This is a genomic window from Thermostichus lividus PCC 6715, from assembly GCF_002754935.1.
Taxonomy (GTDB): Bacteria; Cyanobacteriota; Cyanobacteriia; order Thermosynechococcales; family Thermosynechococcaceae; genus Thermosynechococcus; species Thermosynechococcus lividus.
This window is the reverse complement of the sequence record NZ_CP018092.1, coordinates 1146205-1161269: the sequence shown is the minus strand read 5'-3', so window position 1 is coordinate 1161269 and position 15065 is coordinate 1146205. Positions and strand designations below refer to the sequence as shown.

Annotated in this window: 13 protein-coding genes, 1 tRNA gene and 1 pseudogene; 7 read left to right on the top strand and 8 right to left on the bottom strand. The window is 52.9% G+C overall.

The features are described from left to right. Positions 1-3: 3 nt before the first annotated feature. Both BRW62_RS05820 and BRW62_RS05815 read left to right on the top strand, forming a co-directional pair. Positions 4-942 carry an alpha/beta fold hydrolase gene (locus BRW62_RS05820; protein WP_099798661.1) on the top strand — a complete coding sequence of 313 codons (939 nt, stop codon included), beginning with the start codon at positions 4-6 and terminating at the stop codon, positions 940-942. Beyond that, positions 920-1951, top strand: coding sequence for a WD40 repeat domain-containing protein (locus BRW62_RS05815; RefSeq protein WP_099798660.1), 1032 nt, complete (start codon positions 920-922; stop codon positions 1949-1951). The genes BRW62_RS05820 and BRW62_RS05815 overlap by 23 nt, the downstream gene beginning before the upstream one ends. Here the strand turns inward: BRW62_RS05815 and sufB are convergent. Beyond that, entirely contained in the window at positions 1948-3384 is a 1437-nt protein-coding gene (sufB, locus tag BRW62_RS05810) for a Fe-S cluster assembly protein SufB (protein ID WP_099798659.1), read from the bottom strand. The genes BRW62_RS05815 and sufB overlap by 4 nt on opposite strands. A gap of 183 nt (positions 3385-3567) precedes the next feature. Here sufB and sufR point away from each other — a divergent pair, with 183 nt between their 5' ends. From sufR to BRW62_RS05785, 4 genes are all read left to right on the top strand, one after another. Continuing rightward, the gene (gene sufR / locus BRW62_RS05805; protein ID WP_099799859.1) at positions 3568-4233 is read left to right on the top strand and encodes an iron-sulfur cluster biosynthesis transcriptional regulator SufR; all 666 of its coding nucleotides are present in this window, start codon (positions 3568-3570) and stop codon (positions 4231-4233) included. 106 nt (positions 4234-4339) lie between these two features. Further along, the gene (gene cobM / locus BRW62_RS05800) at positions 4340-5134 is read left to right on the top strand and encodes a precorrin-4 C(11)-methyltransferase (protein WP_198406185.1); all 795 of its coding nucleotides are present in this window, start codon (positions 4340-4342) and stop codon (positions 5132-5134) included. A 409-nt stretch (positions 5135-5543) separates the two neighbouring features. Beyond that, on the top strand, positions 5544-6986 hold the full coding sequence (gene gndA / locus BRW62_RS05790; RefSeq protein ID WP_099799857.1) for an NADP-dependent phosphogluconate dehydrogenase: 1443 nt from the start codon (positions 5544-5546) through the stop codon (positions 6984-6986). A gap of 30 nt (positions 6987-7016) precedes the next feature. Then, positions 7017-8780, top strand: a complete 1764-nt coding sequence (locus tag BRW62_RS05785) for an ABC transporter ATP-binding protein (protein ID WP_198406184.1) — start codon at positions 7017-7019, stop codon at positions 8778-8780. On the opposite strand, the gene BRW62_RS14725 is transcribed toward BRW62_RS05785, so the two are convergent. Then, positions 8777-8908, bottom strand: a complete 132-nt coding sequence (locus tag BRW62_RS14725; protein ID WP_257790497.1) for a hypothetical protein — start codon at positions 8906-8908, stop codon at positions 8777-8779. The two genes, BRW62_RS05785 and BRW62_RS14725, sit on opposite strands and share 4 nt — an antisense overlap. Positions 8909-9044: 136 nt before the next feature. On the opposite strand from BRW62_RS14725, the gene nrdR reads away from it, so the two are divergent. Continuing rightward, a complete protein-coding gene (gene nrdR, locus BRW62_RS05780; protein ID WP_099798657.1) occupies positions 9045-9527 on the top strand; it encodes a transcriptional regulator NrdR in 483 nt (160 codons plus the stop codon). A gap of 92 nt (positions 9528-9619) precedes the next feature. On the opposite strand, the gene BRW62_RS05775 is transcribed toward nrdR, so the two are convergent. The 6 genes and pseudogenes from BRW62_RS05775 to BRW62_RS05750 all read right to left on the bottom strand — a co-directional run bounded on the left by BRW62_RS05775 (position 9620) and on the right by BRW62_RS05750 (position 14988). After that, positions 9620-9692, bottom strand: a tRNA-Val gene (locus BRW62_RS05775). Positions 9693-9770: 78 nt separating this feature from the next. Continuing rightward, positions 9771-11036: an ATP phosphoribosyltransferase regulatory subunit gene (locus BRW62_RS05770; protein WP_099798656.1), complete on the bottom strand. Its 1266-nt coding sequence runs from the start codon at positions 11034-11036 to the stop codon at positions 9771-9773. A 6-nt stretch (positions 11037-11042) separates the two neighbouring features. Continuing rightward, on the bottom strand, positions 11043-11987 hold the full coding sequence (locus BRW62_RS05765; protein ID WP_099798655.1) for a J domain-containing protein: 945 nt from the start codon (positions 11985-11987) through the stop codon (positions 11043-11045). A 110-nt stretch (positions 11988-12097) separates the two neighbouring features. Next, positions 12098-12409: pseudogene (locus tag BRW62_RS05760) on the bottom strand (DegT/DnrJ/EryC1/StrS family aminotransferase); the annotation flags it as partial. Between the two features lie 186 nt (positions 12410-12595). Further along, entirely contained in the window at positions 12596-14050 is a 1455-nt protein-coding gene (locus BRW62_RS05755; RefSeq protein ID WP_099798654.1) for a DUF58 domain-containing protein, read from the bottom strand. After that, the gene (locus BRW62_RS05750; protein ID WP_099798653.1) at positions 14047-14988 is read right to left on the bottom strand and encodes an AAA family ATPase; all 942 of its coding nucleotides are present in this window, start codon (positions 14986-14988) and stop codon (positions 14047-14049) included. Before BRW62_RS05750 ends, BRW62_RS05755 begins: the two co-directional genes overlap by 4 nt. Positions 14989-15065 lie beyond the last annotated feature (77 nt).

The window sequence follows — 15065 nt, the reverse complement described above, 5'->3', positions numbered from 1 at the left end:
GGCATGAGACAACTAGCTGCGATCGCGTCCTACCGCTACGGCATTGAGCGCGACTGGTGCTGGCGGGGGTGGCAGAGCCGTTATAGCTTTTGGCAACCGCCGGTTCCATCTGACTATCCATTGTTGTTGCTGCACGGCTTTGGCGCTTCGCTACGGCATTGGCGACATAATTTACGAACCTTAGGCACGCATCACCCCACCTACGCCTTAGATTTAATGGGGCTAGGAGCCGCCGAAAAACCGATCGCCCCCTACACTGCTGACTTTTGGGCAGCGCAGGTTCATGCCTTCTGGCAGCACCTCATCGGTAAACCCACCATTCTTATTGGCAATTCCATTGGTGCTCTCATTGCCTTGACCTGTGCCTACCGCTACCCCCAAATGGCGGCTGGGGTCGTGATGCTCAGCTTGCCGGATCCTGCCATCCGGGATGAGCTAATCCCGCGGGCGATCGCCCCTCTTGTGAACAGTATTGAGTGGCTCTTTACGGCTCAGTGGCTGCTGCGGGGGCTGTTTTATGCCATCCGTCGCCCCGCTATTGTCAAACGGTGGGCACAACTGGCCTATGCCAACCCCACCTGTGTGGATGCCGAATTGCTCGAGATTCTGCTCACCCCTGCCTACGATCGCCATGCCGATCGCGCCTTTAGCCAAATTATTCAGGCTATGACCCGCCCAAGCTTCGGCACCAGTGCTAAAGTCATGCTGCAAGCCATACCACAGCCTTTACTATTAATTTGGGGACAGCAGGATCGCTTCATTCCCCCCCAGCTTGCCGCCCTATTCCAGCAGGTACATACCAACCTACAATTAGTGAGACTAGCTGCGGCAGGGCATTGTCCCCACGATGAGCAGCCCACCGAAGTGAACCAGATCATTTTGGAGTGGCTCAGCACCTGCGTTTTGGAGGTTTCCCCCCATGACCAACAAACGAAGTTCTGAGATTGGTCTTCTCTTGGGCACCCTTGTGTTAAGTGCTGCGGTGGCTGGGGTGGCCTACTGGCAGTTAAGTACCCGCTGGACAGGGGATAACCCCGTCAGCCCCTCCACAGCACAGCCCTCACGATGGCAAAAAGTAGCACTGGCGATGACACTGCGGGGGCACGACGATGAAGTCAATGCCGTTGCCCTCAGCGGTGATTTACTCGTCAGTGGCGGCGACGATCGCGTCCTCCACTTTTGGAACTTAGCAACTGGCACAGAACTTGGGCAAGCCAGCGGTCATACTGACTGGATTTATGCCCTTGTCATCACACCCGATGGTCAAACGGTGATCAGTGGCAGTAAAGACAACTCCATTAAGCTTTGGAGCACCGGCGATCGCCAACTGCGCCACACCCTCAGCGGTCACCACGACTTTGTCAATGGCTTAGCCCTCACTCCCGATGGGCGTACCCTAGCCAGTGCCAGCTACGATCATACCGTCAAGCTCTGGAATCTGAGTACCCTCCAAGAAATTGCCACCCTAGGCGGCCACAACGGCATTATGCTCACCGTTGCCATTAGTAACGATGGCCGATTTTTAGCTACCGGTGGGGTCGATACCCAGATTCGCCTTTGGGATTTACAGGCTCAACGGCTGCTGCGCACCCTTGAAGGGCACACCAGTGACGTTAATAGCCTTGCCTTTACCCCCAACAACGCCCAACTCGTAAGCGGCAGCGATAAAGATGGCATTAAGGTATGGAACTTGACCACAGGCGAACTCGAACATCAGTTTTCCGCTGAGAGTGGTCAAGTCTTTAGCGTCGCGGTCAGCCCCGACGGCAGCACCATTGCCAGTGGCCATGGCGATCAAACCGTCAAGCTTTGGTCACTCTCCGGCGACCTGCTACGCACCCTCAAAGGTCACTCTGGTTCGGTTTATAGCGTTGTGTTTGGCCAAGACCAACTGATCTCCGCCAGTGAGGATACCACCATTAAAGTGTGGCGAATTTTACCCGAAACCTAGCCCACACTGCCTTCGAGCTTCAAGCTGAGGAGGCGATCGGCTTCCACCGCAAACTCCATCGGCAATTGGTTAAAGACATCGCGGCAAAACCCACTAATCATCATCGAGACAGCATCCTCCGCCGAAATGCCCCGCTGGGCAAAGTAGAATAGCTGATCCTCACCGATCTTGGATGTCGAGGCCTCGTGCTCCACCTGGGCGGTAGAGTTTTGTACTTGGATATAGGGAAACGTATTGGCACCAGAGTGATCACCGATCAGCATCGAGTCACACTGGGAATAGTTGCGCGCTCCCGCTGCTTTTGGGCCAATTTTCACCAAGCCACGGTAACTGTTTGTAGAACGCCCCGCCGAAATGCCCTTAGACACAATGGTACTGCGGGTATTCTTGCCAATGTGAATCATTTTCGTACCAGTATCCGCCTGCTGACAGTGGTTGGTAAGAGCAACCGAGTAAAACTCACCCACAGAATTGTCCCCTACCAGAACACAACTGGGATACTTCCACGTAATGGCAGACCCTGTTTCCACCTGAGTCCAAGAGATCTTGGCGTTGCGCCCTAGGCATAGGCCGCGCTTCGTCACAAAGTTGTAGATGCCGCCTTTGCCATTTTCATCCCCAGCGTACCAGTTCTGAACCGTTGAGTATTTAATCTCAGCGTTATCGAGAGCGACCAACTCCACCACCGCCGCATGGAGTTGATTTGTGTCAAACATTGGTGCTGTGCAGCCTTCCAAGTAACTGACGTAACTTCCCTCCTCCGCAATAATGAGGGTGCGCTCAAACTGCCCTGACTCACCGTTGTTAATCCGAAAATAGGTGGACAGTTCCATCGGACAGCGGGTGTGTTTGGGAATATAAACAAACGACCCATCGGAAAATACCGCCGAATTAAGGGCGGCATAGAAGTTATCGCCAATGGGTACCACACTCCCCAAGTACTTCTGCACAAGGTCGGGGTACTCCTGTAGCGCTTCGGACATCGAACAGAAAATAACCCCCTGCTTGGCCAACTCTTCGCGAAAGGTGGTGGCCACTGAGACGCTATCAAAAATGGCATCCACGGCCACATTGGTCAGCCGCTTTTGCTCTGAGAGGGGAATGCCCAGTTTTTCAAACGTCTCTAGCAGCACCGGGTCAACGTCCTCAAGGCTCTTGAGCTTCTCCTTTTGCTTTGGTGCTGAGTAATAGACAATATCTTGATAATCAATGGGGGGATAGCTAACCCGCGGCCACGTTGGCTCAGTCATCTTGAGCCACTGCCGATAGGCTCGCAACCGGAACTCAAGCATAAACTCCGGCTCGTTCTTCTTGGCGGAAATGAGACGAATGACATCCTCGTTGAGACCACGAGGGATACTATCTGTCTCAATCTGAGTCACAAAGCCGTATTTGTAAGGCTGGTTGACGAGGGATTGTACCGTTGCCGACATCGAGTGTTCTCTATGGGTGAAGAAGGGCAGAGTTTCGAGTATATTAAGCAACAAAAGGATTGCTTTATCTCTAGGACTAATTTAGCAATAAAATGGTTGTTTAAGTCAAGGGTTAGTTAGGGTTAGGGGTAATTCTCCTTGCGCAGACTTGGTCAACGGGTCGATCTGAGGATTGAAACAGCAGTGACTCTCACATCGGACACAAAACACGACATCTTACACTGTCTGCTCCGGGATGGGCACCTGAGCGCCCAAGAGTTAGCGGTGCAGTTGGCCATTAGCCCCCAAGCGGTGCGCCGTCATCTCAAGGAGATGGAAGCGGCGCAACTGGTGACCTACGACGTTTTGTCGGGGACAGTGGGTCGTCCTCAGTATCGCTATACCATTAGTGAAGCAGGGCGCGAGGAACTGCGGCAATTGCAGCGGCGGCAGCACACCAGTGGCTCTAAAGGCTTTGCCCTAGAGCTGTTAGAATCGGTGGCAGCCACGCTGGGGCCTGATCAGGTTCATGATGTTTTGCAGGTGGCATGGCGACGCAAGGCCATAGACTACCGCCAACAAATGGGGAATGGCTCCCTTTGCGAACGCCTCGCCCGATTGGTGGCACTGCGCCAACAGGAGGGGTACATGGCAGAATTTTACCCGGTGCATGAGGTCGGTCAGCCCCCCGCCTATCTCTTTACCGAATATAATTGCGCTATTTCAGCAGTGGCACAATCCTTTCCGGCAGTGTGCGATCACGAGTTGCAGATGTTTGCGATCGCCTTGGAAGACTGTGCCGTTGAGCGCACCCACTGGATTGTGGATGGCGAGCATCGCTGTGGTTACTTGATTCGTCCCCGCAGCTAGTTACTGGAGTTGCTCGAACCCAAGGATGAGACAGCCTGCACAAAACACATACCTCAGGCCATAAAATTCCTTAAGTTACAGAACGTCATTCAAGAGAGTATTTACGTTGATTGTTGAAAACGGTACTCAACCCAAGGCTGGTGTCTATTTTGTGGGGGCTGGGCCTGGAGATCCAGAATTATTAACCCTGAAGGGACAGCGCCTGATCCAGCAGGCAGATGTCATTGTCTATGCCGACTCCTTAGTGCCGAGTGGTATTTTGCAATTTGCAGCAGCAACAGCAACTTGTATCCCCACAGCAGCACTGACTCTCGAAGAGATCCTGCCACTGATGATTAGTGCCGTCGAAGCGGGCAAGGTGGTCGTGCGCTTACAATCAGGGGATCCCAGTCTGTACAGTGCGATTCACGAGCAAATTCAACGCTTAGCCGCTGCCGGTATTGAGGTGGAGGTGGTTCCCGGAATTAGTGCTTATCAGTTAGCTGCCGCTCGCCTGAAGGCAGAATTAACACTGCCAGAGCTGGTGCAAACCATTATTCTTACCCGTGCTAGCGGTCGCACTCGCGTGCCTGCTGCCGAGGAATTAGCGAGTTTAGCGGCTCATCAAGCTAGCCTGTGCCTTTATCTGAGTGCCAATTGTGTCCAACGAGCACAACAACAGTTGCTTGCCCACTACCCTCCAGACACCTTGGTGGCTATTGGTTATCGCTTAGGCTGGCCCGATGAGCAGTTGTGGCTGGTGCCGTTGTCAGAGATGGCCAGCGTTAGCCAACAGCAACGGCTGACACGCACTACCCTATATTTGATTAGTCCTGCGTTAGCCGCCCAGCATGTCACACCGTTTCAAGGGCGATCCTGCCTTTACAGCCCTGAACATCATCACCTCTTTCGACCTGACTAAATGCTTTAGTAAAGCATTAGGCATCAACACCGTCAGTAACATCTTCCCCGTTGCCAGCAAACAGGGCGTCCCAACCTCGTGCCATTGATGCTTCTGAGCACTGGTTCCAACGTGAACCACACTGTTTCCGAGCGCATCGTTGAAAGCGCAACGTCTCTTTCTGCCAGCATTGCACTAGAGGATTTAACAGGGATTCGAGAACGCACACACCAGCAACCTCGCACCAAAACTGAGCGGAGACGCAGTAACAGTTATGCGGACAGTGTCGATGCCTTCACCCTTTAAGGGGCATGGAAGTCCGCATCCTCTCAGTTCTGTGGGTAAAAGTTAACGTCTTCTTCCATTGCGTTCCCAGAGCTTCCCGCTATGGTGGAAATGATATTTGCCACTGCAAGCGCAGGACGAATTTATGTCACAGCAAGATTTTGGACTCATTGGCCTCGCTGTTATGGGGGAAAACCTTGCCCTCAACGTCGAACGCAATGGTTTTTCAGTGGCCGTTTACAATCGTACCCCTGCCCGTACGGAGGCGTTTATGGCCGAGCGCGCTGTTGGCCGTAAATTTAAGGCGACCTATACTCTCGAAGAATTTGTAGCCTCTCTCTCTCGTCCGCGGCGAATTCTGGCCATGGTGAAAGCAGGACAGCCGGTGGATGATCTCATTGCCCAACTCAAGCCCCTTCTTGAACCCGGAGACATTCTGATTGATGGGGGTAACTCGCTCTATACCGATACTGAGCGGCGAGGTGCTGAACTAGAAGCTGTAGGTCTGTGCTTTGTTGGTATGGGGGTGAGTGGCGGTGAAGCAGGGGCGCTCAATGGCCCTAGCCTCATGCCTGGCGGGAGTCCCGATGCCTACAAGGCATTGGAGCCCATTTTGACGAAAATTGCGGCGCAGGTGGATGATGGCCCCTGCGTGACCTACATTGGGCCTGGGGGAGCAGGTCACTATGTGAAGATGGTGCACAATGGCATTGAGTATGGCGATATGCAACTCATTGCCGAAGCCTACGACCTCCTTAAGAATGTGCTGGGGCTGAATCATCAGCAACTCCACGAGGTGTTTAAGGAATGGAACGGCACTCCGGAACTCAATTCGTTTTTAATTGAAATTACTAGCCAGATTTTTACCTATATTGACCCTGAGACTCAACTGCCCTTGGTGGACGTGATTGTGGATGCGGCTGGTCAAAAGGGGACGGGTCGCTGGACGGTGGAAACGGCTCTTGATATGGGGGTGGCTATTCCAACGATCACTGCAGCGGTCAATGCCCGCATTATGTCGTCAATCAAGGCGGAGCGACTGGCCGCAGCACAACAGCTTCCAGGACCAAGTGCTAGCTTTAGTGGCGATGTGAATGCGTTTATTGATAAGATTCGCGATGCTCTCTACTGCTCAAAGATCTGCTCCTATGCCCAAGGGATGGCACTGATTGCCAAAGCCTCGCGGGAGTTGTTTGACAACCGCTTGAATTTGGGTGAAATTGCCCGCATCTGGAAAGGAGGCTGCATTATTCGCGCTGGTTTTCTGAACAAAATTAAGCAGGCCTATGATGAAAACCCTGATCTGCCAAACCTATTGCTGGCACCGGAGTTTAAGCAAACTATTCTGGATAAACAGGCAGCTTGGCGGGAGGTGATGCTGGAGGCTACTCGTTTAGGTATTGCTGCTCCAGCCTTTGGTGCGTCTTTAGAGTATTTTGATAGTTATCGGCGCGATCGCCTGCCGCAAAATTTGACCCAAGCGCAGCGCGACTTTTTTGGTGCCCACACCTACGAGCGCCTTGATAAGCCCGGCACATTTCACACCGAATGGGTGCCGATTCAAGAGTCTGCGCCGGTAACGCGCTAGGCTAAGATCATTGAAGGGAGTTGCTGGCCATTGCATCCGTTTGTTCGGCTACTACATCACACTCAACGCTATCGGCGACAGGTTGGGCTGGCCTCCCTGTATTCTATTCTTAACAAAATTTTTGATTTAGCTCCTCCGGTTCTCATTGGGATTGCGGTGGACTTGGTTGTACAGCGGCAAGATTCCCTGTTTTCCCGCTGGGGTCTTGTGTCTTTTGAGCACCAACTCCTTGCTCTTGCCCTGATTTCCTTTATTATTTGGAGCCTTGAGTCGCTGTTTGAGTATGCCTATGCGCGGGCATGGCGCAATTTGGCACAGCAGATTCAGCACGATTTGCGCCTAGAAACCTACGCCCATGTCCAGGAGATGGATATGGCGTTTTTTGAGGCCCACAGTAGTGGGCTACTCTTGGCGATTCTCAATGATGACATTAATCAGTTGGAACGCTTCCTCGATGGCGGGGCCAATGAAATCCTACAAGTGACGACCACTGTTATTGCCATTGGTGGGATTTTCGTTGTGCTGGCACCGACGGTGGCGTTTTGGGGAATGCTGCCGATGCCGTTTATCCTGTGGGGTTCGCTGGTATTTCAGCGGCGTTTAGCGCCGCGCTATGCGGATGTGCGCGAAAAGGCGGGGCGACTCAACGAACGCTTAGCAAATAATATTACTGGCATTCAAACCATTAAAAGTTTCACGGCTGAGCGCTATGAGCTGGAGCGACTGCGTATTGACAGTGATGCCTACCGGCAGAGTAACCGCCGTGCCATTCGCCTTAGTGCTGCCTATATTCCCCTGATTCGATTTGTGATTTTGTTTGGTTTTACGGGAACGCTAGTGCTGGGGGGCTTTGCGGCGTTTAACGGCCATCTTGATGTAGGGGCTTACAGTACGATGGTGTACCTGATTCAGCGCTTGCTGTGGCCTTTGACGCGTCTAGGGGAAACGCTGGATCAGTATCAGCGGGCGATGGCTTCTACGCAGCGGGTGTTGAATTTACTGGAGACCCCTATTGCCATTCGGACGGGCGATCGCCCCCTAGACCCATCTCGGGTGAAGGGAGAGGTGGCCTTTAGGGATGTAAGCTTTGCCTATGCTGGGCGCTCTGCTGTGCTCAAACATATTAACCTGACGATTCCCGCTGGGCAGACTGTGGCCATTGTTGGCTCCACTGGCTCTGGCAAAAGTACACTGGTGAAGTTGCTCCTGCGCTTTTACGAGGTGCAGCAGGGGTGTGTGTGTATTGATGGTATTGACATTCGCGAGTATCGCTTGCAGGATTTGCGAGCCGCTATTGGTTGGGTAAGTCAGGATGTGTTTTTGTTCCATGGCACTGTTTTTGAAAATATTGCCTACGGCACCTTTGATGCCACACTGACGGAGGTCATCCAAGCCGCCAAGATGGCGGAGGCGCACGAGTTTATTGAGCAATTGCCGCAAGGGTATGACACGGTGGTGGGGGAGCGGGGGCAAAAACTCTCTGGGGGGCAACGTCAACGGTTGGCGATCGCCCGTGCCATTCTCAAGGATCCGCCTATTCTGGTGTTGGATGAGGCCACCTCAGCCGTGGATAACGAAACCGAAGCGGCGATTCAACGCTCCCTTGCCCACATTACTGAGCACCGCACGACGATCGCGATCGCCCATCGGCTCTCAACGATTCGCCATGCCAACTGTATTTACGTGATGGAACAGGGGAATATTGTCGAGCAGGGCACCCACGAAGCGCTACTTGCTCAGGAAGGACTGTACTACAGCCTTTGGCAATTGCAAACTGGGCAACTGATTGATTAGCGTGCAAAAAAGCCAACCACAATCAGGGGAATAAAAATTCCCAAGGCAACAATGAATAGAAGGGTTTCCGGTTCAATGTTAATGATAGCAGGTTGGCCGCTTTTTTTCGGAGGCTCAGAATTGGTCATGGTGTGATACCCGTGGTCTAGCTTCAGCGTAGCAAATCATGGTATTGCCCTATACCTTCTTAGGGCACCGAGAGAATCAGCTATGATACAAACAAGCCTTTGATGCGCTGCTCCTCCTCATTGTGGCTGAGTGCTTATGCAGTGTCCTTTTTGCAACCATACCGATAGTCGTGTGCTAGAGTCCCGTTCCGCAGAAAGTGGGCAAAGTATCCGGCGGCGACGGGAGTGTCTAGAATGTGGGCGACGCTTTACCACCTACGAGCGGATTGAATTTGTCCCTATTATTGTCATTAAGCGGGATGGCAATCGTGAATCGTTTGATCGCTCGAAGCTATTGCGGGGGATCATGACCGCCTGTGGTAAAACCAATGTCCCACAACAGCAAATTGAAGCCCTTGTGGACGATATTGAGGCGGAATTGCAATTGCGATCGCGGCGCGAAGTGAGCAGTAGCGAACTCGGAGAAGCGACTCTCCAGCGTCTGCGACAGATTAGTGAAGTCGCTTACGTACGGTTTGCCTCGGTCTATCGTCAATTTCAAGGCATTAGTGATTTTGTCGAAGAGTTAGCCCACTTGCAGCAAAGTTCTCCCGAGTTGCCAGCCCTTGTGCAGCGCTGAGTGCGCCTACCAAAAATCCGTCGCAGTGCTCTGCCTATACTGCGTTGGGCGAGCAGTACCTGATAGGAGCTTAACTTCAGATTGTTTGTGTATGGGCGGTGAGGGACTCGAACCCCCGACAGCCTCGGTGTAAACGAGATACTCTACCAACTGAGTTAACCGCCCACATTGCTGCGGCTTTTTATTCTAACAGAGGCGTTGACTGCAATGCTATAGCCGCCAATAACTTGTACTGGAGCGAAGCTATGAACGTGGTGGCAAAAGGGTCGCTGTTTCACGGCTTTGCGTCAGCGTGAGCGGGTCGATAAGAGATTCAATTTGCGGGGGGGTATCAACATCAATCCAAGCAATATAGGGAATTTGGCGATCGCGAGCGTAGGAACGGATTTGTTCTGGCGCAAGTTCCAAAAGAGCCAGCTCCACTCGGGTTGAGCCATCGAGTCGCAGGGTTTGGGCATGCTGAAGGGCAGCCCCTAAGGCAGCAGGATTCAGAGGGACGACTAGCCACTGACTGCGGGCCGCCAGTAAAGAGGCCGGAGGACTGGCGATCGCCTGTAGCAATTGTTCAACGTTAAAAACAAAGCCAATGCCAGGTAGAGCCGTCCCATCAGGATGATACACGCTGAGAAGTTGATCGTAGCGCCCTCCCTGACCCACCAAGCGCAGTTCTGTTTCGGTGGCAACTAAGACTTCAAAAACAATCCCCGTATAGTAGTTAAAGGATTGAATTAAACTGAGGTCAAGCGTGACCGTGAGGCGATCGCCCACCAGTTCCAAAAGTTGCCGGAGAGCTTGAAAACGCTGATGGATCTCTGCGGACACGCGCCACCTCTCTAATTCATCTTCAACGTCTCTGAGGGAACCCCGCAGATCAAAGAGTTGACAGGCGCGCTCTGCCCAAGGTGACGGCAACTGTTGCAAACTAACACGGTCTAAACTAGCCAAACATTGCCGCACCACGTTTTGCAACTCAGTCGGAAATTCTGCCAATAATAGCTGTGTTAACTGAGCATCACCGACCATCAGATAAGCATTGTCAACCCCAAGCGCACTCAGGCACTCCTGCACCAACCAAAGAATTTCAGCATCCGCTGCTAGGCCGGTTGCCCCCAACAGTTCAACCCCAGCCTGAAAAAATTCTTGCTGACTGCCTAAGTCCCCTGCGGTGGACCCCCCCATAGCCGAACGCCGAAAGACATTGGTTTTGTAGTACAAGCGTTGGGGCAGCTGCATTCCTGCCATCCGAGTCACTGCCGCCCGGGCGATGGAGGCGGTTAGCTCTGGACGCAAACCAAGGAGTTCATCACTCCCTGAGTGCACCTGAATGACGGTTTCCGGCTTGAGTGCGCCCCCAGCAGTTAAGGTCGCCAAGGTTTCAATAGTTGGGGTAATAATTTCTTGGTAACTCCAGCTTTGAAAAACGCGCTCTAGGCGGTGCTCCAGCCAGCGCTGACGAGCAACATCCAACGGCAAAATATCACGGGCACCACAGGCCGGTTGATACACCATAGCAGGCTACTTCTTCCCAAAAAGACCACCAAAGAAGCCACCCTTTTTATCTCGCCCCTCCTTACCTTGTGGCGGCTGCGTATTTTTCTGCTGTGCCTTGCGCTCCTTTTTGGCAAGGATTTCCATGCCTTGAATGGCAACAATTTCTTGGGGGTTCAGCTTGAGGGCTTGGTTGAAATGTATCTTTGCCATACTATTTTGACCCTGCTGCAAGTACACCTTCCCCAGTAAAGCATTGCAACGGGCACTGCGGGGGTCAATTTTCAGAGCATCCTTAAGCTCCTTAATAGCCTCTAGATAAACGCCTTTATTGAGTAATTCCTCAGCACGGCGATAGTATTGCTCGGTATATTGGTCAGTCTTGGACGGCTCCGGCGTAGCAGCCACTACAGGCTCTGATGCTGGGCGAACCTGAGTATCAGCCATTGTTTGGCGGGTCGCCGGTGGGGCAGCACTAACTGGGGCGGCTGCTTTCCCCCCCGAGGATCGCCACAGATAAATCAGATTGAGTTCACTAATTTGTTCACTGACGGTCAGGGCATTGGCCAGATCGCTGTATTGCTCCTTAGCCAATTTTTCCAGAGCTTGTTGGTAGGCTTCCTCAACATTCGTAGCGTTAAACAGGTCTTCAGCCAAACTGAAAGTTGGCTCGGGCACCATATTGGCAGATACTAGCTGCTTTTCAAGTAACCGCAGAATAACCTGATACTCTTCCCGTTCTTTATCTTGAGAGAGAATTTCGTAAGCTGGGTTGACGAATTTAGAGAGCAAGTCACTGGCTAATTTCTTCCCCGATTCTTCATCACGGCTGTCCGGGTGCAGGGCTTTGGCAATTTTGAGGTACCGCTTACGAATCTCTCCGGGCTGTGCCGATAAAGGAATGCCAAGGGCAGCGTGCAAATCACGTTTGGAGTTGAAGCGACCAAGACCGTGATTAATCTCAAAGGCCATATCCGTTGAAGACCGCGTAGAGGGCAAAATACTCTATGATTATATCCCCTTATATCCCTTGCCGTTGGCTGAGCCAGAAAACCCATTGAGAACGTCGTTTTCCTCTGGGTCTATGGAATCAGGGTGCGCAGTACTTGAATAATATAATCCTGCTGCTCAACCGTTAACCCATAGTACAGCGGTAAACTGATGGCTTCGCGGTAATAGGCTTCAGCGGCGGGGAACTCTCCCCAGCGAAAGCCAAGCTGCTGATAGTAGGGCTGGGTATGGACAGGGATGTAATGCAGGTTCACACCAATTCCGGCAGCGCGAAGTGCCTCAAACACCTCACGGTGAGAGCATCCTATCTGATCCAGCTTGAGGCGAATAATGTACAGGTGCCAGCTAGAGGCAGTATCCCCATGCTGGGCAGGGAGCGTCAGGTCATCGTTACTTTACTTTTACTTTTACTTTTATCTTGAAGGATCGACTTTGAATCTATCCGTGCTTGCAAGCTTTGGTATTTTTTACATTATGGAGTTCTAGCGTCTGATCCATAGATTGCAGTCAGCCCATAATGTGCTTGGCTTCAGTCGCCGATATTTGCTTACTCATGGTTATACCACCCCTTAGAGGCGGCCACGTGCCTTCAGGAGTAAATAGCGATCTACGAGCAGGGTACTGATCTGATCGGCGGGGGCATCTAATACCAGTACACCTTGTTGCTCTAGCCGCGCAAACGCTCGTTGGCGTTGATGAAGCAGATCCAGCGCGACCGCCTGTTCGTACAGGGCAGTAACTTGATCGGGCACATCGATTGCTTGGGGGGTCAGGGGCTGGTGGGCAATGGATTCAATGTGGCGATCGCGCAGCGCCACGCAAAAGGGTAAAAAGCGGGGGGTGAGCCGCGCCATTGCTCCGAGCAACTCTTGAGATGCTACCTCGTCAATAATTTCCGTGAGCACAACCACAAGGGCACGGCGGGTGTAGTGACCTAAAATGGCACTAACGGTACCCATGTAGTCAGACTCTTCAAAAACAGGTTCGCACTGATACACATGGCTAAGAATATGCCCCAAATGAGAATCACCACTTTGGGGGGCAAGCCATGTGTGCAGTTGCTTATCAAAGATCCCAAGTCCCACCTTGTCGCCGCGCCGCAGCCCAGTTAAGGCGAGTGCCAACGCAGCATTTAAGCCCCAGTCAAACCGTTTTAAGCCAGCGACGGTGGCGGTCATTAAGCGACCGCGATCCAACAGAATAATCAGCAGTTGATCTCGCTCTGGCTCCATAGCGCGCACGAGGGGTCGCCCGCGCCGCGCGGTCGCCTTCCAGTCTATCATCCGCAGATCATCTCCAAGGTGGTAGTCCCGCAGTTCAGCAAATTCTGTGCCCCCAAGGGCGTGCCGTCGTCGCCGTAGGCTGCCGCTGGACTCAAGACTGAGACGAATGGACAGGGATCGCAACCCGACTAGGTCGGGATACACGTCTACGTTGGTGTTGAGAGCTGCAAACCACTGCCGCCACGCTAAGCCCCACGGACTGCGCAGACGCACATCACAGCCAGACCACGTAAAGGTTCCCCGTCGTGGTGGGAACACATGGTAGAGCAGGGTTAGCTCACCGTTGGGCACTGCATTGAAAAGAAAATACGGAACCTCGCTCTGTATCTCGGCGGGGACGTGATCGTACAGTTCAACGCGAGTCGTGGCCGTCAAGGGAAGGCTGGCTCCTATCTGCACAATTAGGTGAATGGGATTTTGGCGACCAATCGAAAGCCGAGGGTCGCACTGTCGTTGCAGGGTTATTTGCCATTGACCCGATTGGTAATAGTCCCAGAGGGTCAGTGCCCCTACAAGGAGATCGTAGAGCGCCATCAGCACTAACCCTAACCCAACGGGCCAGTAACTGAGCAATTGCCGCAGTTCCCCCCGCGGCAGCGATGACAGGGGCAGTAGCTCTGGGGGCAGGAAACTGGTCAGTACCGGCCATATCATGCCTAGGAGCAACAGGCCATAAAATCGGGTTGTGGGAACAACCCGTGGTCGGTGAGCTCCAAAACGATAGCTAGCGGAGACACTCATCGGGGCACAGGTACTTTGGCAAGAATACCGTGAATCACTTGCTCAACGGTGGTGCCGTCCAGTTGCGCTTCGGGTTTGAGAATGAGGCGGTGCTGCAACAGGGGCACGGCGATCGCTTTCACGTCTTCGGGGGTCACATACTCCCGTCCCTCTAGCCATGCTTGGGCTTGGGTGGCGCGTAACCAACCAATGGCAGACCGCGGGGATGCCCCCAGCAACAGTTCTGGATGTTGCCGACTGGCCTGCACCAAGGCTAACAAGTAGTCCAACACGGGTGGCTCTACGTGGGTTTGCCGCACTTGCTGCCGTGCCGCTAGCACCTGATCCACCGTGACGAGGGGTACCAAATTGAGCTGGTCTAGATTCCGTGCCTCGAACCCCTCAAGGGCATTATCTAGCATTTGCCGCTCAGCGGCGGCGGCGGGGTAGGGCACCACCAACTTAAAAAGAAAGCGATCTAGCTGGGCTTCCGGCAGGGGATAGGTGCCTTCAAACTCTAGGGGATTTTGGGTGGCGATCGCCCAAAACAGTCCTGACAATGGCAGGGTTGTGCCATCAAGCGTTACTTGCCGCTCTTCCATTGCCTCTAATAGGGCAGCTTGGGTTTTTGGCGGCGTGCGATTAATTTCGTCTGCCAGCAGCACTTGGGTAAAAATCGGGCCTTTACGCAGGCGGAAGGTGCGGCTATTAAAGTCAAAAATACTGGTGCCCAAAATATCGGCGGGCAAGACATCGGGCGTGAGTTGAATGCGGCGAAATTCGGCTTGAATTAACCGCGCGAGTAACTTTACTAAAAGCGTTTTGGCAGTGCCGGGAACGCCTTCAAGAATAACATGTCCCTCAGCTAGAAGTGCCACTAAAAGGCCGTTGGCGATCGCCGCTTGACCAATAACAATCTCACTGAGCCGCTGCTGTAGGGTCGTAAAAAGCTCTTTCACGCAATTAGAGCGAAAACAGACTCCTTCATCATAAACCTCAGCGCAACATCCCTCAGCAAGAGAAAATCCGGATCCGC

Coding starts and splice junctions, on each gene's coding strand:
- BRW62_RS05815 (WP_099798660.1), top strand. CDS start 920: ATGACCAACAAACGAAGTTCTGAGATTGGTCTTCTCTTGGGCACCCTT.
- nrdR (WP_099798657.1), top strand. CDS start 9,045: ATGCAGTGTCCTTTTTGCAACCATACCGATAGTCGTGTGCTAGAGTCC.
- BRW62_RS05765 (WP_099798655.1), bottom strand. CDS start 11,987: ATGGCCTTTGAGATTAATCACGGTCTTGGTCGCTTCAACTCCAAACGT.
- gndA (WP_099799857.1), top strand. CDS start 5,544: ATGTCACAGCAAGATTTTGGACTCATTGGCCTCGCTGTTATGGGGGAA.
- BRW62_RS05820 (WP_099798661.1), top strand. CDS start 4: ATGAGACAACTAGCTGCGATCGCGTCCTACCGCTACGGCATTGAGCGC.
- BRW62_RS14725 (WP_257790497.1), bottom strand. CDS start 8,908: ATGACCAATTCTGAGCCTCCGAAAAAAAGCGGCCAACCTGCTATCATT.
- BRW62_RS05770 (WP_099798656.1), bottom strand. CDS start 11,036: ATGGTGTATCAACCGGCCTGTGGTGCCCGTGATATTTTGCCGTTGGAT.
- sufB (WP_099798659.1), bottom strand. CDS start 3,384: ATGTCGGCAACGGTACAATCCCTCGTCAACCAGCCTTACAAATACGGC.
- BRW62_RS05755 (WP_099798654.1), bottom strand. CDS start 14,050: ATGAGTGTCTCCGCTAGCTATCGTTTTGGAGCTCACCGACCACGGGTT.